The 21,481-nt window shown below is 26.4% G+C and carries 21 protein-coding genes; 4 read left to right on the top strand and 17 right to left on the bottom strand.

The annotated features are described in order from the left end of the window. Positions 1-9: 9 nt before the first annotated feature. The 5 genes from BUB01_RS02410 to BUB01_RS02425 all read right to left on the bottom strand — a co-directional run bounded on the left by BUB01_RS02410 (position 10) and on the right by BUB01_RS02425 (position 6,553). Positions 10-1,311 carry a helix-turn-helix transcriptional regulator gene (locus tag BUB01_RS02410; RefSeq protein WP_072984945.1) on the bottom strand — a complete coding sequence of 434 codons (1,302 nt, stop codon included), beginning with the start codon at positions 1,309-1,311 and terminating at the stop codon, positions 10-12. A gap of 212 nt (positions 1,312-1,523) precedes the next feature. Continuing rightward, a complete protein-coding gene (locus BUB01_RS23405) occupies positions 1,524-1,697 on the bottom strand; it encodes a hypothetical protein (protein WP_200802826.1) in 174 nt (57 codons plus the stop codon). A gap of 274 nt (positions 1,698-1,971) precedes the next feature. Beyond that, a complete protein-coding gene (locus BUB01_RS02415) occupies positions 1,972-3,990 on the bottom strand; it encodes an early set domain-containing protein (RefSeq protein ID WP_072984946.1) in 2,019 nt (672 codons plus the stop codon). A gap of 521 nt (positions 3,991-4,511) precedes the next feature. Further along, positions 4,512-5,411, bottom strand: a complete 900-nt coding sequence (locus tag BUB01_RS02420; protein ID WP_072984948.1) for a ribonuclease H1 domain-containing protein — start codon at positions 5,409-5,411, stop codon at positions 4,512-4,514. A gap of 146 nt (positions 5,412-5,557) precedes the next feature. Further along, the gene (locus BUB01_RS02425; RefSeq protein ID WP_072984950.1) at positions 5,558-6,553 is read right to left on the bottom strand and encodes a YkvA family protein; all 996 of its coding nucleotides are present in this window, start codon (positions 6,551-6,553) and stop codon (positions 5,558-5,560) included. Between the two features lie 227 nt (positions 6,554-6,780). On the opposite strand from BUB01_RS02425, the gene BUB01_RS02430 reads away from it, so the two are divergent. The 4 genes from BUB01_RS02430 (at position 6,781) to BUB01_RS02445 (ending at position 10,178) form a co-directional block, all read left to right on the top strand. Continuing rightward, complete coding sequence (locus tag BUB01_RS02430) at positions 6,781-8,529, top strand: ATP-dependent metallopeptidase FtsH/Yme1/Tma family protein (RefSeq protein WP_072984952.1); 1,749 nt, start codon at positions 6,781-6,783, stop codon at positions 8,527-8,529. A 301-nt stretch (positions 8,530-8,830) separates the two neighbouring features. Continuing rightward, the gene (locus tag BUB01_RS02435) at positions 8,831-9,400 is read left to right on the top strand and encodes an RNA polymerase sigma factor (RefSeq protein ID WP_072984955.1); all 570 of its coding nucleotides are present in this window, start codon (positions 8,831-8,833) and stop codon (positions 9,398-9,400) included. Further along, positions 9,393-9,716: a hypothetical protein gene (locus BUB01_RS02440; RefSeq protein WP_072984958.1), complete on the top strand. Its 324-nt coding sequence runs from the start codon at positions 9,393-9,395 to the stop codon at positions 9,714-9,716. The genes BUB01_RS02435 and BUB01_RS02440 overlap by 8 nt, the downstream gene beginning before the upstream one ends. Before the next feature lie 15 nt (positions 9,717-9,731). Then, positions 9,732-10,178 carry a zinc ribbon domain-containing protein gene (locus BUB01_RS02445; protein WP_084108194.1) on the top strand — a complete coding sequence of 149 codons (447 nt, stop codon included), beginning with the start codon at positions 9,732-9,734 and terminating at the stop codon, positions 10,176-10,178. A gap of 205 nt (positions 10,179-10,383) precedes the next feature. On the opposite strand, the gene BUB01_RS23410 is transcribed toward BUB01_RS02445, so the two are convergent. The 12 genes from BUB01_RS23410 to BUB01_RS02490 form a co-directional block, all read right to left on the bottom strand. Then, positions 10,384-10,539: a hypothetical protein gene (locus tag BUB01_RS23410; RefSeq protein WP_200802827.1), complete on the bottom strand. Its 156-nt coding sequence runs from the start codon at positions 10,537-10,539 to the stop codon at positions 10,384-10,386. Positions 10,540-10,688: 149 nt separating this feature from the next. Next, positions 10,689-11,684 carry a DUF4003 family protein gene (locus BUB01_RS02450; RefSeq protein ID WP_072984960.1) on the bottom strand — a complete coding sequence of 332 codons (996 nt, stop codon included), beginning with the start codon at positions 11,682-11,684 and terminating at the stop codon, positions 10,689-10,691. Between the two features lie 53 nt (positions 11,685-11,737). After that, complete coding sequence (gene metA, locus BUB01_RS02455) at positions 11,738-12,661, bottom strand: homoserine O-acetyltransferase MetA (protein WP_072984962.1); 924 nt, start codon at positions 12,659-12,661, stop codon at positions 11,738-11,740. Positions 12,662-13,014: 353 nt separating this feature from the next. Next, on the bottom strand, positions 13,015-13,563 hold the full coding sequence (locus tag BUB01_RS02460) for a ParB N-terminal domain-containing protein (protein WP_072984964.1): 549 nt from the start codon (positions 13,561-13,563) through the stop codon (positions 13,015-13,017). Positions 13,564-13,676: 113 nt separating this feature from the next. Beyond that, on the bottom strand, positions 13,677-13,811 hold the full coding sequence (locus BUB01_RS23785) for a hypothetical protein (RefSeq protein ID WP_278337105.1): 135 nt from the start codon (positions 13,809-13,811) through the stop codon (positions 13,677-13,679). 166 nt (positions 13,812-13,977) lie between these two features. Beyond that, positions 13,978-14,820 (bottom strand): FtsX-like permease family protein, encoded by an 843-nt coding sequence (locus BUB01_RS02465; protein ID WP_072984966.1) that lies wholly within the window; start codon positions 14,818-14,820, stop codon positions 13,978-13,980. Between the two features lie 290 nt (positions 14,821-15,110). Next, a complete protein-coding gene (locus tag BUB01_RS02470) occupies positions 15,111-15,749 on the bottom strand; it encodes a hypothetical protein (protein WP_072984968.1) in 639 nt (212 codons plus the stop codon). 188 nt (positions 15,750-15,937) lie between these two features. Continuing rightward, on the bottom strand, positions 15,938-18,073 hold the full coding sequence (locus BUB01_RS02475) for a sodium-translocating pyrophosphatase (protein WP_072984970.1): 2,136 nt from the start codon (positions 18,071-18,073) through the stop codon (positions 15,938-15,940). A 333-nt stretch (positions 18,074-18,406) separates the two neighbouring features. Further along, a complete protein-coding gene (locus BUB01_RS02480; protein ID WP_072984972.1) occupies positions 18,407-19,870 on the bottom strand; it encodes a DUF2334 domain-containing protein in 1,464 nt (487 codons plus the stop codon). A 140-nt stretch (positions 19,871-20,010) separates the two neighbouring features. Then, complete coding sequence (locus BUB01_RS22655) at positions 20,011-20,577, bottom strand: rhomboid family intramembrane serine protease (protein ID WP_084108195.1); 567 nt, start codon at positions 20,575-20,577, stop codon at positions 20,011-20,013. Positions 20,578-20,618: 41 nt separating this feature from the next. Then, complete coding sequence (locus tag BUB01_RS22660) at positions 20,619-21,005, bottom strand: hypothetical protein (protein ID WP_084108198.1); 387 nt, start codon at positions 21,003-21,005, stop codon at positions 20,619-20,621. Between the two features lie 190 nt (positions 21,006-21,195). Continuing rightward, positions 21,196-21,387 (bottom strand): YuzB family protein, encoded by a 192-nt coding sequence (locus BUB01_RS02490; RefSeq protein ID WP_072984974.1) that lies wholly within the window; start codon positions 21,385-21,387, stop codon positions 21,196-21,198. Positions 21,388-21,481 lie beyond the last annotated feature (94 nt).

Below are 21,481 nucleotides of genomic sequence, written 5' to 3' on the forward strand. Positions count from 1 at the left end.
GTTTACTATCTAATTTTTTATTATTCCAACCTTTCTAAACAACTTTACTCCTTCATCTAAATATGTTGCTGCCTCAAATTCTCTTTTATTATCTAAATAAAATTTACCAATCATTATAGCAATTTCGGCTCTTTGTTTATCTAAATCATTATTTTTTGCAAAATTATAAGTATCTATAAGTACTATTTCTGCTTCTTTTAAATTTTCTTTTATCATATTAAGTCTAAACTTTACTATATTATATTGTATGAATTCTTCTATATCGTCAAGTTTTAATAATTGATTTATCTGTTCCAAAGTTTTAGTACAACTTGCTATATCTTTTAATTTTATATAGTTTTCACAAATATTTAAAAGTGTTTCAATAAGTCCCTTGTCGTTATTTTCTTCTCTTATTTTCTTTGCCTTATCAAAATGTATAAAAGATTCTTCTAAATTTTCAAATTCATAAAATAACTTTCCAAGAGAATTCTCTATATTTGATATATTTCTACTATCATTTAGCTCTTTATAAATACTAAGTGTTTTTTTAGAATATTTAATAGCGTTCTCTAAATCACCTTCTTTATTATATTGCTCTGCTAGTAGCATTAATGTTTTTGCATATTCTTCCCTATTATATATTTTTGCAAATTTTTCTTTTGCTAAAAAAGAATAGTTCATAGCATTTCTTAAATCTTCTACATGAAAATAAGTTTTTGAAAGATAATAATATATTTCTCCAAGTATGAAATCTTCACCTAAATTATTATCTAAATAAAGTTTTTCTGCTTGTTTTAAATATGTATTAGCTGAATGATATGCCTTCATTATAAATGTTATCTTTCCAAGGTTTAAAAATGTTTTTACAATTTCCTCTTGATTATTGTTTTTTATAAATATAACGTTTGCTGAAAGAAAAAATTGTTGTGCTAATATATTCTCATCTTGCTTCATGTAAATTTCAGCTCTTAAATATAAATTTTTAGCTTTTCTAAAATCTAAATTATACTTTTCTGCATAATATAGTGCTTGTTCAATATATTTTTCACCAGTTAATATATCATTATTTAATATATTAGCTTCAGCTATTTGTTCATAGTATATACATATTTTTTCTGCTTGAGTTTCTTCTGACTCCATTAAATATTCTACTGAAGTTTTTAATGTAGTTGCTAAATACTCTAAAAGATCCATAGATGGGTTTGATCTCCCAGATTCAACAAGACTTATTTGTCCTGGAGTAATCCTATCACCAGCTAAATCTTTTAATGTCATACCTAATTCTTTTCTTCTACGCTTAATTTTTTCTCCTAATGACAAAATTTCCATAACCCAATCTTCCTTTTCATTTTTCCATTTTTATATTATTATGTATAGATTATAACATAATAATATAAAAAATATGAACTTTTTTCTTTATTTTCTCTACTATTTTAACATAAATATTAAACTTTTAAAAAAAATATTATATATTATAAAAAAATAAAAGACATTCACAAATGTTTTGCCAATAAGTTGAATGCCTTTTATTATTTAATTAATTATTTCATAAAATTAAGAACATTATCATATGTATCATCAGCCATACTCATGACCTTTTTTCTAGCTCTTTTTAATGTCTTTTGAGTTTTTCTGTCTAAGTTAGGAGATACCATCATACCGACAGTAGCACCTAATATGGCGCCAGTAGTTAAACCAGTTAATAATTTACCCATAATTAACACCTCTTTTCAACTTGATAATGTTATCTTATGTATATTTTAAGTTTTTATAATAAAAATAGTGTTATTATTTATAGTTTTTCTAAGGTACTTTTGGTAAGTTTATCCCTAATATAATTATATTTATTCTTATCATGATCTTTTATTAAAAAAATTAATTTTAATACTTTAAACCTAATTTTTTAAAAATACACATTATCCCCTATATATATTTTTTATAAAACAAGAGACAGATAAATTTTTCTGCCTCTTATTAACCTAATTAATATTATTTCTTTAATAAAATAGGATTATCAAAATATTTTTGAACTTTAGTTATCCAGAAATAATAATCTGTTGGTTGATTCCCAAACTCAGGTATAAATCCTACACCATCAGTACTATCTCCTACACCTGCACCAAATAAAACTGAAACTACACCCGAATCTCTTACCTCTTCCATATGAGAGCCCCAAGTAACAGTATCTCCGTTAACTTTTACTTTAGGATCTTTTGCATCATTTCCTTTAAAATAATCTAGTCTGTTACCTATTCCTGGTTTAAAAGTATCTCCAAGAAAATAAGTTGTAGATGAATCTTCAAAATTTCTTTTAACATTTGTTAAATCCTTAAACCTTTGTCCTGTATATGGACTTATATCTTCCGATGAATTTAAATGTCCTACAGGCATTTGCCAAAGTATTACTGGTAAATTAGTAGTCTCATGTAAAGTCTTTGTATATAGCAAATAGTTTGTCCACAAATCAGCGTTCCATAACCAAATAGAATTCTTAGGATCATTTGCTATATTTCCTTCACCTGCTCCGTCAAAACCATATTTGTCAATTGAAATAAAATCAGCTCCATATGTTCTAACTCCAGCATCTATATAATAATCAGCCGTTATTTTAGCAACTTTTTTTATCTCTTCTCTTCCATTTTCCCATCCATTAAATTCTGTAGAATGCATAAGTCCTCTTGGCACTACTGTACCAGAATAAGACCATATATTAAATTGCCATCCAAAATAAGCTTGTTTATAATATTTATCTGTTATATAGTTAATTGATTGAACTAGTCCTTGAACTGTATTAGGAAAATCCGGATCTTGTCCTCTTGTTAAAATACCTGTCTCATAAGCTGTATCTACTAATGCACTAACTTTATCTGCTGTTGTATTTGATTGTTGCATTACATATCCTATAAAATCAGGTTCATATATTATACCTACTGTTTCATCTTTACCGTATTGTTTACAAATATCTAAAAACAATTTTAAATTTTTATAATAGGTTTTCATATAATCTCTGTTATTAGCATTTTGATAATCATTAGCCCAGCTTTCTCCACCAGCTGGTATATTATAATATACAAAGAATGGTATAGCACCTAACTGTAAACTATCTCTTAAGTATTTTTTTACTCTAGAACCATTACCACCTTCTGAATTTACCCAACCATCTGGCCCTGGTCCACCATTTACATATATATATCTAACATCCATTCTTTTATTTTTATAATCATTTGAAAAGTCCTTCCAAAAGTCCATATCTGTCTTTGTACTTTCACTTACAGAGCCTATTGAAAGATAATCTGGTAATGCTGGAATAGATCCATCTGTATTTTTAACTCTTACACCAACTAACCTAGTCTCTCCAGTAGTTTCTTCTACTATTTTCAAAGAAGCTCTACCACTTTTTAAAGCATTTAATGTAATTTTATTTCCATTTAAAGAATAATTAATCACTGTATTATTATTTGTACTTAGTTTAAATTTACTATCCTTTATTTCAGGAGTATCTAAAGTAATTTCATTTTTTCCTAAAGGAACTGTAATTTGGTTAACATTACCTTCTATATCAAATTCTTTTATAAATATTTTTGATGTTACAGATGCTTCACCAACATTTATTGTGACTACCTTACTTTTACTTGTTCCAAAAGAATTTGATAATTCTACATAATAATATAAAGTACCACTTACAGCTTTATCTCTAATAGCTATAGTTCCTTTTTGAGGCCCTGGACTGTTATCAGTTAACTTACCTTCTTGTATTTTTTCAAATTTGCCATTAAGATTTACTTTTTCATATAGTGACCACGATGTTGCATTGTTTCCATACCACAAATTCCAGCTTATATCATAATTTCCATCATAATCTCCTTCCCATTGATTATGTTCAATTGAAGGTACGCCTGGTAATCCAGTGGCTGTTGCGAAAACATTTACATTAGGTGTCATAGTAATAAACATCATAAATACTATCATGGCTACTATTAATTTCTTCAATTTTAATTTAAATTTCAACTTTCTCCCTCCATCCAATTTAAATATAATCCTTAACCATACGAATAATAATTCTACTGTTTAAAATATAGAAATTCATTATTCTTTGCCTATTAGTTTGTCTGAATATTACTTCTAATCAACCTCATTAATACTATTTAAAGCTAATTTAATAATATTAACTTTTAAAATTACTCTGTGCTTGTCCACTATTAATAAATACATTTAAAACTATATTTTATTAATAGCAGATGTACTACAAGTTTATTAACTCTTTATCTTAGGTCACTCATTTCCTCCTTTCTAATTAAGATTTTATAACTAAAATATACCATTACAAAGATATATTGTAAACATTTAACTATTATATAAATTATAACCTTTAATGAATTCCTAAATTATCAATCTCTTGAGTTAAAAAACAAAAAAATATTAGTTTTTCTTTGAGGAAAACTAATATTTTCTGTTAGTTTAATTTATATTTATATGCAACCATATATTTTGTTAATTACTTTTTATAAATATATTTATAGTTACAGATTCTAATTCAAACTAAATTCTCTTACTATCTCTAATATCCTTAATTGTTTTTCCTTAGATAATCCTTGAACAATATTATTAATTTCTTTACTAATATCTAAGTCAGCTTGATTTTGCTTTTTATTATCTTTAGCTTTATTTAAACTATCAACAATTACAATATTATCTTGTTTGTTATTAGTAACTTTTATTATTTCTTTCTTTACATCATCATTACTTACATATAAAATATTTTTTGCTAGCCATTTATCAACTACTTTATCAGAAGTTATTGATAATTTCTCCTTACATTTTTCATCTGCAAGTTCATTAAATAACTCTCCTGTATGACTATCAACCTTAACAAATATCACTTCAATTCCTAAATTTATTAATTCATTCATTTTATTATAGTATTTAACTGATGATTCTTCCCTTCTTTCCCAAAAGCCTGTAGCATGATGAGCTATTCCTTCATAGTCATGAAATATAACAACTTTTTTATCTTCTTTACTTAGGGCATATTCTACACCCTTAACTGCTGCTTCTAATTCACCTGCTATTTGTCTTATATTACTTTGAGACGAATCTTCTGATGCTGAACTATCAATGTATTCAACCACATTGTCTCTAACAGCTACTAATCCGTATGCATATCTCTTTGTACTTATATCATAACTTCCATCAACATATATATGAAGACAATCATTTGGATACTCATCTACTCCCTTCTTTAGTAACTTACTTCCTTCTTCTAAAAATTGCTTAGCTGCACTCATATCTTCAAAACTTTTATACTTTGCTCCTTTTACACCCTTTACATATTTTAAACATTCTGCCCAAGTATAAACGATTTTATTTTCGATTTTCTCATTCTTTTCAGAATTAAACCCTTCCTTTATGGCATAAACTTTCTTTCCCATAATATGCTCCTTATTCTACTCTAATTGTATGTGAAGTCTTATAATGACTTCATATCTATATAAGTATTAATATTTATATATTATACTCTATAATTAAATTTTTAATTTTTTATTTATAATCTAGGCTCGCTAAAATCGATTTGCAATTATGCCGTAACCATTTCATCTATAAAATTATAAACTTTATCTACATTTTTTGCTCCTGTAAATCTTGTTAAATAATCTACCATATATTTTAAAACTACAACAAAATGATTTTTACCTTGCCAGTTTTCTAATATGACTTCCATAGGTACATCTTCTATTATTCTATTTAAAGCAAAAAATATTACGGATAAATCATCAATTGAGCCTATAAATGGAATTTTATCTGGAATAATATCAAAAGGCATAATAGTATAGCCTAAAGAAGCTGCTAGTATTGTTTTTGTTTTTTTATTTACCCTTTTATCTTTAAATAATCTACATATTAAAGCAATTATATCAGGAACTAAGAATAAATAATCAGAATAATTTTTAATCTTTTCTGGCATTTTTTCCTTTATAAATTCTCTTCCACCTGAATAATTATCCTTAACTTTTTCTACTTCCATAGCTTCAATCACTAAATCTTCATTTTTTAAATCACTGTTTTCCTCTTCTATAACTTCCTGTACATTTTCTTCTAATACACTTGTTATTTCTTCATTGATTTTATTTAAATAGAAATTTATATCTGAGAAATTTACCTTTATATTCTCTTGTTCAATATATAAATTATTTAAATTAAAATTTATAAATGGAAGAGTGCCTAATATTTTATTTAAATTTACTATTATAATCTCTTTTTCTACAGATATTCCATATTCTTTAAAATTATTAACTACCTTTTTCAACACTATATTTTTTATTTTTTTAAATATTCCAAGCTTAAATATTTTAACTTTATTTAAACTTAAATATATATTATTTTCTATTATTTTAATTATACTTACATTTAATTTAAATTTAAATTTTATAATTTTTTTAAAATTACCTTCAATTTCTATTTCTTCTTTTATATTAACTTCTTTTAAATTTAAACCATCTACTTTAACAAAATCATTAATTATACTTAATATATCTTGTCCACTTAAAACAGCTTCTACATTTGAAACTCTCACGGTTTACCCCTCCTAATTATTAAAGTCTATTTTTCCCTTTAAAGTATAACTCATTTACCATATTTTTAAAAGTCATTTTCTCCATAACTTACATTGGTAAAACATATGCTTTTTATTCGACAAATTTTTAAAAGAATATATAATATAAATTGTTATGATTATAAAAATTATTTTTAAATTTTAAAATTTAAAAATTCAATTAGTTTATAAAGTTTGAGGAGGTATTTATGAATAACATTAAAAAGAAAATCTTTTTAATTCCAACAATAATTGGTGCTTTATCCCTATCCTCTCTTGTATATATGAATTATACTGAAAGTCATATTTCAAAAATAGACTATCCTACATTTCTAAAAAATTCTACAGATGGAAATATATCTAAAGTTGTATTTAATGCAGATAATACACTAAGTGTTACCTTAAAGGATGGTAGTAAATATATAAGTGAGAATCCTAACTCCCCTACTTTTAAAGAAGAGTTGTTAAAAAAAGGGGTCGATGCTACTGAAAACCCTACTAAACCTTTATCTAAAACTATTCCTGCAGGACTTTTAACTGCCTCTGTTTTAGCATTTATTTTTTTAGCATTTTCAAAAGGTAAAGTAGGTGCTAAGAGTATGTCATCTTTAGATGCTATTGATTTTAGTCAATCTGCTAAACTAGATTTTACTGGCGTGGCTGGTAATGAAGAAGCAAAGGAAAGTGTTAAGGATATTGTTGATTTTCTTAAAAACCCTGAAAAATATGAAAAATATGGTGCAAGGATGCCTAAAGGTATTATTCTCTATGGTGAACCTGGAACTGGTAAAACTTTAATGGCTAAAGCTGTAGCTGGTGAAGCAAAAGTTCCTTTCTATGCTATAAGTGGTTCTGATTTTGTTCAAATGTATGTTGGTGTTGGCGCAGCTAGAGTTAGAAGTTTATTCAAAAAAGCTAAAGCTAAAGGAAAAGCTGTTATATTTATAGATGAAATTGATGCTATTGGTAAGAAAAGAAGCTCTGGCAATAATTCAGGTGGCTCTGATGAAAGAGACCAAACTTTAAATGCATTACTTACAGAAATGTCTGGATTTGCAGAAAAAGAAGGTATTGTAGTTATGGCAGCTACCAATAGACTTGATACTTTAGATTCTGCTCTTTTAAGACCAGGTAGATTTGATAGACATATAGAAATTACTCTTCCTGATGTTAATGCTAGAGAAAAAATTCTTTCTCTTTATTTTAAAAACAAACCACATAAGGATATAGATATAAAAGAACTTGCTCAAAAAACCACCTACTTTTCAGGTGCTAAATTAGAAAGCCTTGTAAATGAAGCTGCTATACTAGCTGCTAAAGATAATTCTGAATATATTTTAAACAACCATTTAGAAGAAGCTTATTCTATAGTTATTGCAGGTCATGAAAAAACTGAAAGATCTCATATAAAAGATAAAGATAGAGAAATAACTGCCTATCACGAATCTGGACATGCTATGATTTCTATGCTATTAATGCCAGAAGACACTGTATCTAAAGTAACTATAATTCCAACTACAAAAGGTGCAGGTGGTTATACACTAACAATTCCAGAAGATAAATCCTACCAAAGTTATGATTACTTAAGAAAGAGAGTAATGGTATTTTTAGGTGGTCGTGCTACTGAAGAAATAATCTTTGGAGTGAAAAATATAACTACTGGTGCTTATAATGATTTAATGCAATGCACAAATATAATAAAAAATATGGTAACTGAATATGGTATGGGCGAAAGTCTTGGTCTTTTAAAATTATCTGACCTTGGCAATTTAGGTTCTTCTTATGGAAATCAGGTTGTAGAAGAATGTAAAAAAATTCTTGATGAGCTTTATGACGAAACTAAAAACCTTCTTAATGAAAATATTGAAGTATTACATTCTATGTCCAAGCATCTATTAGAAAAAGAAGTTCTTCACAAAACTGATTTAGAAAACTATAATTTACAACTTAATAATTAATAAACATTTAATAGCTTAATTTTAACCTGTAATATGGTAAAATTAAGCTATTATTTTTAAGCTCAAATAGCTAAATCTTAAATTAAAGTCAAAATCATAATTCTATTTTTCAAACTTACCTAGTTGATAAATTTAGTTATTTGAAGTTAAGTAAAAATCTAAATTTTCGATTTTTATATTACAATTTACTTTGTAAAAGTACTAATACAAATATAAACAGAAGGTTTATTTAAAAGTTTTAAAAAATAAAATGAACCTTTTACTTTTAGCATCGTAGTAAATAGTGAAAGGGGGCAAAACTTTGGATGATCAATTTATCTGGCAGATATGGGATAAAGATAAAAATAAGGCTTTAGAGCTCTTTATAGTAAAATATAAAACATCTCTATATAAGCTTTGTTTTAACTTAACTCGGAATCAAACCAATGCTGAAGATTTATTCCAAGATACCTTTATAAAGGCCTTTAGGTATATGGATAAATTTGATAGAACTAGAGATTTTGAGCCTTGGCTTTTTACTATAGCTATAAATTTATATAAAGATAGTTATAGAAAAATAAAAAAATACTTTGCAAAGTTTATTGATTTTAAAGATGATACTGAAAAAAATCTTCTTATAGAGAATATACCTAGCGATTTATATTTACCAGAACAAGAAATGGAAAAAAATGAAATTAAAAAATTGTTGCAAAAATCTATTAATAAATTGAAAGACGATTATAAGATTATAATTATCTTATTTTACTATAATAATTTAAAGCAAAAAGATATAGCTTTAATTTTGAATATACCTGAAGGAACAGTAAAATCTAGATTGAACACAGCAAAAAAAATTCTTAAGAAATATATGGAGGAGGCTAATTATGACTGATAAAGAACTAGATAATCTACTTTTTGAATTAGGTAATTACGAAACAGTTGAGCCAGTTAATTTAGTTCAAAAAACTACTGAGAAGATACAAAATAAAAACTTAATTTATTTAATAATTTTAGCAATGTTTTTAAATCTTACAGGCTTATTTTCGTTAATTATTCTTATTTATATTAAATATAGCTTCACTGGAATTATAGCTGTGTATATTACATTTAGTTTTCTTCAAAGCTTAACTATTATTCCTATAATAGCTTTAAAAGATAATCTGAAAAATTTAAATAAAATAAATTTAAATACAATATTAAATCATTAAAAGGAGTGTATTAAAATGAGTATTTGGAAAAAAATATTTTTTATAATTTTGAGTATAATTTCTATATTTTTTATAGGCATATCTTCGTTAGTAATAATAAATTGTACTAAGGCTGATATTATTCCAGTATGTATAATGGGCTTAGTTGTTTTAATTGTTATATTAATTATTTATTTAATAGGTAGATTTGTTTTCACTGATGCAAAAAAAAGAGGTATGGATCCTTGGCTTTGGACTACAATTGCAATCTTTATTCCAAACCTTTTAGGTTTAATTCTTTATTTAATAATAAGAACATCTTATACAAAAGAAGTATGCTTAAACTGTGGTAAAGCAGTAAATGAAGATTTTTTAAATTGTCCTTATTGTGGTTATAAATTAAAAAATGATTGTCCTTCCTGTAATTCACCAATTTCTCCAACTTGGAACGTTTGTCCTAAGTGTGGTAAAAAACTAAAGTAATCTTTCAAATGAACATCTTAATAGATGATATAGTTTGCAAATTCATATTATTTCTGATTATATTTTTTATTTGGTCAATTATAGGTATTATAAAAACAATTGAAAATAAATATTGAAAAAGTAATCGAATATAAATCCTTAAACATCCAAAATGTAAAAAACTATGTGGAAAATTTCCACATAGTTTTTTATTCCGATTATATTTTTAGAAGCCTTTTTTCTTAGCTTCTATTCCACTTTCATTTATTCCAGGCTCTTCAACAGACGTATTTAATTTATTCTTAGCCCATTGATTTTGAGTTTTAGTTGAATTTTTCAAAGAAGTTTCTTTTCTATATTGCCTTTCATTCTCGTATCTCATAACTTTATCCTCCTTAGTTTTAAATATATCAAATGTAGTTTATCCAAAACTATTTTTTTAACACATTATAAAGTTATAAATCCATAAAATTATTAAAGCTATTCTATTATTTATTTAAAATTTGCTTTTTATTCTTTTATTTTTTAATTTTAATTACTTGCACTTGAAGCAGCAGCACTTGCAGCTATACAAGCCATCATTGCAGCTTGTTCTTGTGCTATAAGTATTGCATTTATACTATTTGCTAAAGTGATTTCTAAAACCTCATCCTTAATAGCGTCTACATAATAAGCTGAAATTAAGTTTAAAACTAATATTATTCTAATATTTTTATCAAGTGACCAAAATCCATAACCATCTTTTTCGTATATATAATCATAGACTTCTTTTACTTCTTTTAATATTTTACTTGTATCATCTGTTATTAAAGTTAGAACTCCTAATGAAGATAAGCCACTATATCTTACTTTACACTTAATATTTTTTAATCCCTCATATAAAGTTATGGCTTTATTTACCTTTTTATTTGAATCTTCATCACCTAAAGCCAATATATGGGACAATGTTTGTAAATCATTGCTCGCACTAAAAGCTTTATCCTTTAAAATACCATAACATTCTTCAATCTTATTTGTAGTTTCATTAACATCTAAATCAGTATTAGCTAATACTGCTGCTAAAACATAATCATCACTAGATGTTAACCACCAATGATTCTTCTTCATACTTTCATAAAATAAACTCATTCTTTCTATTCTATAAGCAATTTGACTATCATCACTAGCTTCTTTAGCAATTGTATAGGCTGCTAATGGTAAATATTCTGACCTTTTAAATCCGCTTTCCTTTAACTTTCCATAAATATTTTCTATTTTTTTAAACATATCCTCATAATCCTCTTCAAAGGTTAACAAATTAGCTATTATAAACTTATTTGCGCCTCTAAAATAAGAAAATGTACTTGTTTTTTCTTTTATATAATCTACAGTTTTGCGAATTTCATTTGTATTAACAACTTTATTATTATTAGCATGTATCATAGCTGCAAAATGCTTTACTAGTCTCTCTTCCCAAATAAAATCGTTTTTTAATCTATGAAAATTTTCCACCATTAAATCAATTTTTTTCTTTAAAATTTCATCCATATAGTTCATCCCCTTTTCATATATATTTATATTATATGTTTTTATAATATAAACTACTGTTTCTTAATATTTTCAATTTCAAATGGAGTTTCTTGATATACATAATAATTAAGCCAATTAAAAAATAATAAATTAGCTGAACTTTTCCAAGTTACCTTTATATCTTTTGATGGATTGTCCTCTTTGAAATAATTAAAAGGAATTTCTATTGGTAGTCCCTTATTATAATCTCTAAAATATTCTAAGCTTAAAGTTTCCTTATCATATTCTGGATGACCTGTTATAAAAATTTGTCTGCCATTCTTTGAAAGCACAGCGTAAACACCTGCTTTTTCTGATTCACTTGCTATAAAAAGTTCATGTACTTTTAATATATCCTCTTTTTTTATTTCTGTATGCCTTGAATGAGGAACATAAAACTCATCATCAAAACCTCTTAATAATGGTAGTTTTTGATCGTTACTATAATGTTCGAAAATGCCGAACATTTTTTTATTAAGCTTATACTTTGGTATACCAAAGTGATGATAAAGACCAACTTGAGCTCCCCAACATATATGAAGTGTTGAATATACATTTTCCTTTGTCCAATTCATAATATCTCTAAGTTCATCCATATATTCAACTTCTTCAAACTCAAGTTCTTCCACTGGTGCTCCAGTTATTATAAAACCATCAAACTTTTTATTTTTAATTTCATCAAAAGTAGTATAAAAATTAATTAAATGCTCCTCTGAAATATTTTTAGATACATAGCTTTTTGTATGAACTAAAGTTATATCAACTTGAAGTGGCGTATTTGACAAAAGTCTAAGAAGTTGTGTTTCTGTTGTTATCTTTGTAGGCATAAGATTTAAAATTCCTATACGTAATGGTCTTATTTGTTGATTTCTAGCCCTATCTTCATTCATTATAAATATATTTTCGCTACTTAGTACTTTAGCTGCTGGCAAATCATTTGCTATCTTTATCGGCATACCTTAGCCCCCCTTTTTTATACTAAAATTTATCTTATTACACCCCAATTTAATGCTTTTTCTATCAACTCTCTGCTTTTCTTCAAAGTAAAAATTACCAGTTTATACACACCATATTATAGCACAAATTCAATCATTTTACTCAGCATTATATAACTTTTTACAACCTTTACTTTTATTAGTTACAATATATTCAAACCATTCATTATACTATATCAAAAGCTCTCATCAAAAAAGCCTAATATACTTTATGATGAAAGCTATACATTAATTTATATCCATGGTTTTATAGCCATTTATAACTGTAGGATTCATTTTAGCCACAAAATTCTCTAAAGTATCCTATCTCTTATCTAATTCTCTTCGTATGACACTGGCACACTCTTTATTCCAAGTTCTTGTGCGGCTGCATATTGATCATGCCCTGAAACTATTACAAAACTTCCTTTTTTAACAACTATAGGATTACTAAACTTATTATTATTTTTAATATAATTTATTGCTTTCCTCTTTGAACGTTTTATTGACATGTCTTCATTTTCATTTACTAACTTTGAAATATCTATTATTTCATCGGTTCCATCTGGTACTTCATAATTTAGATCTATTTCTCCAGTAGCATCCTTCGAAAATTTGAATATTTTAATATAAGTTGCTTCTACCGAAATAAATGGTATACCTTTGCTATTTACACATGCTTTTAATTCACCTTTAATAACAAAATAATTTACATCAGTCATTCCAATTACTGCATCTCTCCAATATTCCTTTTTTACAATTACACTATAAATTGATTCCTTATCATCATAAGTCGCTATTTTAAATATTAGATTAACATTTCCATTCTCTAATTTACTTGCTTTTGCTGGTACTCCCTTAATTGTAATCTCACTTCTATTCATTCTTAAACTCTCCTTTTATTTATATATTTTTAATCTTAGTCAAGGTAGTGACTTCTTATTTTTCATTCCTTATATCTTAAAATTATAAAAATAAAACACCCAGAAAGCACATATCACTTTCTAGGTGTTTTAACTACGCTATAAATTAACTCTATATTAAAATCTATATAAGTACATTTTCCTAGTTCTATGTTAGATGTTTGTAGAGATTCTTCAATTTTAGAAACTTTATAATTATAACCTAACATAAACTTCACCTCATTTTTTTAATTCTAAATATTTATTTAAAATCCTTAACTGTCTTTTCATTATCTTTACTATAAATCTATTTTAGCATTTTCAAAATAATATTACAAATTAAATTCCATTAACATTAGAATATAAAAACTAATATAAGACAATCTTATACTTTGATTATATACTCAATCCACTTTTCTTTAATATTAAGAACTTTTTTAAAACTAAAACATTTCCTATAGTAGTTAGAATTATTCCAATAAGTATAAAGCTCCATGACATAGTTGTTAATATAAAAGATGGATCTATAAAGGTAATGAACATTTTTGCCAAAAAAGAAGTTGCTTTTTTATATACCAAACTGTATAAGAAATAAATTGCTATTAATGAGAACACTGCTCCTAAAAATCCAATTATCATTCCTTCAAAAATAAATGTCCATCTAATAAACCAATCTGTTGCACCAAGATACTGCATTGTCCTAATGTCATTAATTCTTGGATATATAGAAAGCTTTATTGTATTTTTAATTAGAAAAAAAGCCGCTACCATAAGTATAAGGAAAAGTATAAATCCTATCAATTGAATTATTTTAGCTTTTATCACAATTTTCTCTTGAACCTTTGGACCACCATTAATTTTATCTATACCTTTTGACCCATTAAGTCTAGAAATTATTTTAGGTATATCATCTGGTCCATTCACTTTAATTATATATGCTGCTGATAGAGATTTATTATTTTTAAAATTAATATCAGTTACACCATTTGCCGATTTTATTTTATTATATATATTTTGCTTATCAGTAACCTTTATATCATCTTTTAAAGACACCCGTATTTCAAATTGAGTATTAGCACCAATAATCCCCACCTTAAGATTCAAGAAAGATAGCAAAAACATTTCTAAAATCAATAACGTTAACATTACTGCAATAATGGAAGAAATGCTAATAGTAGCGTGCTTTCTAATATTTTTTGAAGCATCTTTTAAAAGTAAATAATATGTACTAATCTTCATAATTGCAACTCCCAGTTCTTTATTTCTTGTAATATTTTCATTTTAAATAGCAATTTTTATATTAGCAATTGCTACACTGTCATATATATCCTACTGACATTTTTAAATTCAATCATATTTTCTCTAATTTCATTCATTGGTTTTATTTGTTAATTATACCATAATAAAATACTCCCTTTATATAGACAGTTTTATTATTTTAACTGTCTACTATAAAGGGAGCATATCAAAATTCGTAGGAAGGCATTTGCAATTACAACATGTTTACTAATTATATATTATTTTAAAATTCACTTACTAAACTTACACTTTAATATAAAAGCTCTTTCATCATTTATAATTTTCTTAAATTTTTCTTCATTTACATTTGTAGCATCAGATAAACTTGCTTCCATATAACTTTCTTTCCTTTCTCCCCAAACAGCCAATATAATATCCTTATTAAAATCTATTTTTTTATTATCTGTTCCAAAGCTATACTTTACCATTATATCTTTTAACTTATCAAATGGCATATCACTCTTTCCTACCCAATACATCTTCTCCCCATCTACCATGGCATCCCTGTAAATTTTCCCTCTTTCAGTATCTTCAAAAGAAAACATATACTTTATATTGCTATTATTTATCTGACTACTTTCTTCTGATCCTCTAAATGCTTCCCCCTTAAACTCACCTTTTTCATATCGTTCTAACCATATATCTAATTTTTTATAAGCTTTTCTATCACAATTAATATCATAACTATATATATTCCCACCTGAAAACACATTTAAAAGTTGCCTTTGTTTATCATCAAGTTTAGAAACTCTTATTTCATTTTTTAACTTTTTTACAATCATTTCATTTTCCTTTAAATAGTTAAAAAGTAATATCAATGTAAAAATTGAAAGTAAACCTATAGCTATAGATAAAAATTTTTTACGCATACAAGCCCCCAACATATCTTATTACCACCAATATATTCACTATAAAATTTTTTATTCACTATTAATCTATAATCATAAAAAACCTAGGCTTCCCTAGGTTTTTTAAACTTACTTCCACACTACACAACCAAAAAGGAAAATTAAGAATTACCCATTGCCCATTATCAATAACTCTCCACTCTCAATTCTTAACTAAATAATGATACAAATACTAAAGTTATAGTACTTATTAATTTTATTAATACATGAAGAGATGGTCCTGCAGTATCCTTAAATGGATCTCCTACAGTATCACCAACTACAGCTGCCTTATGAGCTTCTGACTTCTTACCACCATGATTTCCAAGCTCTATGAACTTCTTGGCGTTATCCCAAGCTCCACCTGCATTATTTAAGAATAATGCAAGTATTACTCCAGCTATAGTACTTATCATTAAAAATCCTGCCGCTGCTTCTTTTCCTAGGAGTATTCCTACTAAAACAGGAGTTACTATAACTAGTATTCCTGGAAGCACCATTTCTTTTAACGCACCTTTTGTAACTATATCAACACAGCTTGCATAATCTGGTTTCTCAGTTCCATCCATTATACCTGGTTTTTCTTTGAATTGCCTTCTAACTTCCATAATTACATATTGAGCTGCTCTACCAACTGCTCTTATAGCTGTTGAACTGAATAAGAACACGAGCATAACACCTATAAAACCAGCTATAAATACTTCTGGTTTACCTATATCAACTGAAAACCAAGAATCAAGTGGTTTTCCAATTATCTTTTTAACTTCATCTAGATAAGCTGAAAATAATAAGAATGTTGCAAGAGCTGCTGAACCAACTGCATAGCCCTTAGTTAGAGCTTTTGTGGTATTTCCGCAAGCATCCAATCTATCTGTAACATTTCTAACTTCTTCAGGCGCACCTGACATTTCAACTATACCACCTGCATTATCTGTAATAGGTCCAAAGGTATCCATAGCTAAGATAAATGCACAAGTTGAAAGCATCCCCATAGTTGCTATAGCTGTACCATAAAGTCCACCATTAGCTATTCCACCTAGTGCTGAATCTCCTAATTTATATGAAATGAATATAGCAAGTGATATAAACAATACTGGAAGAGCTGTAGATTCCATCCCCATAGAAACTCCAGTTATTATATTTGTTCCAGGACCAGTTTCAGAGGATTTTGCTATTTCTTTAACTGGTCTACATTCTACAGATGTATAATAATTGGTAAGCCATACAAATCCAAATCCTAAAACTATTCCTGCCACTGCACATCCATAAAGCATCATATAATTTACTTCTGTTCCATTTGGTAAATTTCCTGATAACATATTTTTAACTGTGAAAAACATAAATACTAAAACTATTCCTGTAGTTATCAAATAACCTTTATTTAAAGCCTTCATAGGATCTTTACTTTCATCCTTAACTTGAACTAAGAATATACCTACTATTGAGGCTATTATACCTAACGCTCTAGCAACTAATGGAAATAATATACCCTTTACTCCGAATACAGGGAATAACGCTACGCCAAGTATCATTGCACCTATGTTTTCTGCTGCGGTAGATTCAAAAAGATCTGCACCTCTACCTGCACAATCACCTACATTATCTCCAACAAGATCTGCTATAACTGCTGGATTTCTTGGATCATCCTCTGGTATTCCTGCTTCTACTTTACCAACAAGGTCTGCACCAACATCTGCTGCCTTGGTATATATACCTCCACCTAATTGAGCAAATAATGCTACTAAAGATGCTCCAAAACCAAAACCTACTATTAGGGATGGGGCTTCTTTTATAAGCGTATCATCACTAGAGCTTCCTCCAAATACTAAGAATAATGTAGTTACTCCTAAAAGTGATAATACAGTAACAGCAAGGCCAGTTACAGCTCCCCCTCTAAAAGATATTTGAAGAGCCTTATTAAGTCCACTCTTTGCTCCATTTGCTGTTCTTATGTTTGTGTTTACAGTCATATACATTCCTATATATCCTGATAAAGCAGAACAAAATGCACCAGTTACAAAAGCAATAGCTGTATGCCATGCAATCTTAAAAGCTTCATCTGCTCCCTTCGATTGGTTTCCAAAATATACTGCTAAAAGTATAATAACTAAAACTATAACTGCAATTATACCTATAGTTTTGTACTGTCTCTTTACAAAAGCCATAGCGCCTTCTCTAATGGCTTCTGATATCTCTTGCATTTCTTTGCTTCCTTTTTCCTGAGAAAAGATATATTTAAATAAGTAATAAATGATAGCAAGGGACACTATGATAACTCCATATATTATTCCATAATAGATTCCCATATTTATTTCTCCCTTCATTATTAAAATTTAAAATTAGAACTTTTTAAAAATGCACATTTAAAATTACCTTCGCAGCATAATAGCACTTCCTTTATAAGTTACTATATGATAAATATATTTTATATAAAAACATATATACCCAAATTTAAACTAATTAGTTTAAGTTTTTTAATAATATCATTTTATAATTCTTTTTGTAATCCTTTACATTGAGTATGTGTTAAATTTATATTTGTTTAATATAAGTATTCTATACAAATCAAATAATCCCTTCTAATATTTTACACATTAAACAAAAATTAATAAAGCTAGCTTTAACTAGCTTTATTAATTTTAAGATTCTATTGAATTAAATTTATAACCTTTTTCCTGTATAAAATTAACTAACTTTTTAAGTACTGAATTTTCATTATATTTATAGTTTATATTATTTTCTTTGTCTATACTTACTTCTATATAATTTGTGGCTTCTTTACTAGCATGATAATAAAGACTCATTATTTCATTACTTTTTTTATTTTGCATGCTTTTCTTCATTTCTTCTACATTAAGATCCTTAACATAACTTAATGGTGTTGGAATATATTTAGTAAGCTTATTTCTTTTAGACTCTATTATTTCTGTATTGTATACTCCTATACATGGTTCATATAAATAATTAAAGTATTCTTCAAATATTGCTTGTTGTTCTTTGGTAGTCCTATAATGAGGTGTCTCCCAAAATTTATATGGTATATTAAGCTTTACCGCATTTTCAATAGCTGCTTCTACCCTTAATCTTATATCTGATTCTTTATTATACCCATTTTTCCCAAATTCAGATCCTATTATACTTTCAGCATTTCCATATTGGTGTGTATATCCATGTAATCCTACTATTCCATTTCTATTTATAAGATAATCAATTGTGAATAAAAAGTTAGCATTTTTAATATTATTATCCCTTGCAATATCATTATCTATTCCTAATTCCGGATTAACATACCTAGATACTAATGCAATATGAAATGTTTCACATTTACTATACATATAGTCTGCTACAACTCGCATCTTTTCAAGATTTACTCCACTAGATTTTGCATCCAATTTCTTAATCTCATCAGCATTCAATCCAGATTTCTCTTCTGCAGTTAGTCCTTCATCATATACATTACCAGGAGCAAAATCTTCAAACCTTATATATGAATTTTTTAATTCTTTATTTTCTTCATTTTTATAAGTATCTCTTTTAATTTCCTTTTTAATTTTATTTATTATTATACTTCCTTTTCCATAATCCCAATGAGTTCTTAAATTCAAAATATCACACAAATCAAAAAAGCTTATATATATATCATCTTCACTTTTTATAATTTCACCTCTTAAACTATATCTATTGTCTTTTATTCCATAAATATTATTATCTAAATCTAATTTAACCTTATTTTCAAAAATTATGTTATTTTTTCTTTGTTTATAGTTAACTCCTAAAGTTTTAGCAAAATCATTTAATGAAAAATAATATCTATTAAATTTATTTTTTATAGGTTTATTAAAAACCAACTTTTTGTTATTTAAATAGAAATCTACTTTATAATTTAAATCATTAAGATATGCTTGTCCCAAGTAATCCTTCTTTTTTATTGCTAAATCACTTAAAAATTTTCTTCCCTTGGTCTTTTCTAAAGTTTGAGCAAAAAGTGTTTTTTCTTGATCTTGCTTTTTTTTATCTTCAACCGTTTTATCAGTGTAGGCAAACTTAAAAAAAGCTAAAACTATCATTCCTACTGCACATATTAAAAGAATACCTCTTTTCATATATTTACTCCTATCCCCTTATTATCTATTGTAAATAAATTATATCAAAATAAACACATAAAAAGAGTTAAGAAAATATTACACTTAACTTAATTTTATCTTAAATTTAATAAATCCTATGAGCATAATGCTCATAGGATTTATTCCTTTTTGAAAATTTTTATAATCTTATTCTGATTATAAATAAAAAATGTAATTATAATTCCAGCAAATAGTCCTCCAAAATGTGCACTATTATCTATATTAGGTATACTTAATCCTATTATAAGATTTAATATTATAACTGAAATTATATCTATAAAAAACTCCTTACCTATTCTTTGCTTTTCCTTATAAGCAAAAAACAAACAAGATCCTAAAAGTCCAAATATAGCGCCAGAAGCACCAACTGAAACACCATATGATAATTTATAACTTGTAAAACTTGCTACTATTCCTGATAAAAAATATATTATTAAATATTTCTTAGTTCCATATATTTGATTAATTAAATTACCTAATGAATACAAAGCATACATATTAAATACAAAATGTATTAAGCCACTATGTAAAAACATAGATTTTATCAGTCTTTCATACTCTCCGCCATTTATTAAATAATTTACCTTAGCTCCAAGTTCCACTAATATATCTTTTTTAATATTCCATACTGACCCCGACTTGATAGCACTAATTATAAAAACAATTAAATTTATAGCTATTAACACACTTGTTGCTTTATCTGGAAATTTAAAAGCCTTTATTTTATCTACTGTTGATTCTTTTTTTTTTCATCCACTAAAATATTTGCTATTATTTTTACTATTGGTTCTGATAACATATCATATTTTAATATTTTTCCACTATGTCCGTTTATGAAAATTCTATTAAAATTAACTGGTTCTTCGTTTACCATATCATCTTCTAATAAAATTACATTGTGTATTGCAAATTTTTTATTTTTAGTATTAAGATATTCTTCTGCCTTTGTAGCATTTATTTTTTGATCCTTTTCTTTAGATATAATAACTGAATATATACCATCTTCTATATACTTTAAAGCTAAAAAATCTTCTTCAGTTTCTGAATACTGTTCTACAACAAATCCATAACTATTAATAAGTTTATAAAAAAAATCTTTTTGAAATTTACTCATACTTCCCACCTATTATCTTTTCATCTTTATTTATTAATAAATATTATACTCTACATATAATATTTATCAAGATTATATTGAATATTTAAAAAACGTTAAAATATTATTTATAATTTTGTGATAAAAATTAGGCATATAAAGAAAAATAATAGCCAATTAAATTGGTCTATTATTTTTCTTTTAATATCAATTATATTTGAGCAGCTAATTCTTCAACTGTATCAGCTTCAACAACTTCTCCATCAACTAAACATATTGGAGTTGACGTTCCACATTGACCTATACAACCTTCTTCAATCTCTACCCCTTTTTCTTCCATCATTTCTTTGAATTTTGCTATAAATTCCTCATTACAATTTGGACACATTTGAACTTCTTTCATTTTTATTCCTCCTAGATAGATAATTTATTTATACCTTAATATTATCTTTATTATTTATTTCATTATACCAAACTTTATATAAAAAATAAATAGT

The sequence above is a fragment of the Clostridium cavendishii DSM 21758 genome (genome assembly GCF_900141845.1).
In the GTDB taxonomy this organism is placed as follows: domain Bacteria; phylum Bacillota; class Clostridia; order Clostridiales; family Clostridiaceae; genus Clostridium_AG; species Clostridium_AG cavendishii.

Bases quoted from the DNA above. Each gene is read 5' to 3' on its own strand.
- BUB01_RS02410 (WP_072984945.1), bottom strand. From the start codon at position 1,311: ATGGAAATTTTGTCATTAGGAGAAAAAATTAAGCGTAGAAGAAAAGAA.
- BUB01_RS23405 (WP_200802826.1), bottom strand. From the start codon at position 1,697: ATGGGTAAATTATTAACTGGTTTAACTACTGGCGCCATATTAGGTGCT.
- BUB01_RS02420 (WP_072984948.1), bottom strand. From the start codon at position 5,411: ATGGGAAAGAAAGTTTATGCCATAAAGGAAGGGTTTAATTCTGAAAAG.
- BUB01_RS02430 (WP_072984952.1), top strand. From the start codon at position 6,781: ATGAATAACATTAAAAAGAAAATCTTTTTAATTCCAACAATAATTGGT.
- BUB01_RS02440 (WP_072984958.1), top strand. From the start codon at position 9,393: ATGACTGATAAAGAACTAGATAATCTACTTTTTGAATTAGGTAATTAC.
- BUB01_RS02445 (WP_084108194.1), top strand. From the start codon at position 9,732: ATGAGTATTTGGAAAAAAATATTTTTTATAATTTTGAGTATAATTTCT.
- BUB01_RS23410 (WP_200802827.1), bottom strand. From the start codon at position 10,539: ATGAGATACGAGAATGAAAGGCAATATAGAAAAGAAACTTCTTTGAAA.
- BUB01_RS02450 (WP_072984960.1), bottom strand. From the start codon at position 11,684: ATGGATGAAATTTTAAAGAAAAAAATTGATTTAATGGTGGAAAATTTT.
- metA (WP_072984962.1), bottom strand. From the start codon at position 12,661: ATGCCGATAAAGATAGCAAATGATTTGCCAGCAGCTAAAGTACTAAGT.
- BUB01_RS02460 (WP_072984964.1), bottom strand. From the start codon at position 13,563: ATGAATAGAAGTGAGATTACAATTAAGGGAGTACCAGCAAAAGCAAGT.
- BUB01_RS23785 (WP_278337105.1), bottom strand. From the start codon at position 13,811: ATGTTAGGTTATAATTATAAAGTTTCTAAAATTGAAGAATCTCTACAA.
- BUB01_RS02465 (WP_072984966.1), bottom strand. From the start codon at position 14,820: ATGAAGATTAGTACATATTATTTACTTTTAAAAGATGCTTCAAAAAAT.
- BUB01_RS02470 (WP_072984968.1), bottom strand. From the start codon at position 15,749: ATGCGTAAAAAATTTTTATCTATAGCTATAGGTTTACTTTCAATTTTT.
- BUB01_RS02475 (WP_072984970.1), bottom strand. From the start codon at position 18,073: ATGGGAATCTATTATGGAATAATATATGGAGTTATCATAGTGTCCCTT.
- BUB01_RS02480 (WP_072984972.1), bottom strand. From the start codon at position 19,870: ATGAAAAGAGGTATTCTTTTAATATGTGCAGTAGGAATGATAGTTTTA.
- BUB01_RS22660 (WP_084108198.1), bottom strand. From the start codon at position 21,005: ATGAGTAAATTTCAAAAAGATTTTTTTTATAAACTTATTAATAGTTAT.
- BUB01_RS02490 (WP_072984974.1), bottom strand. From the start codon at position 21,387: ATGAAAGAAGTTCAAATGTGTCCAAATTGTAATGAGGAATTTATAGCA.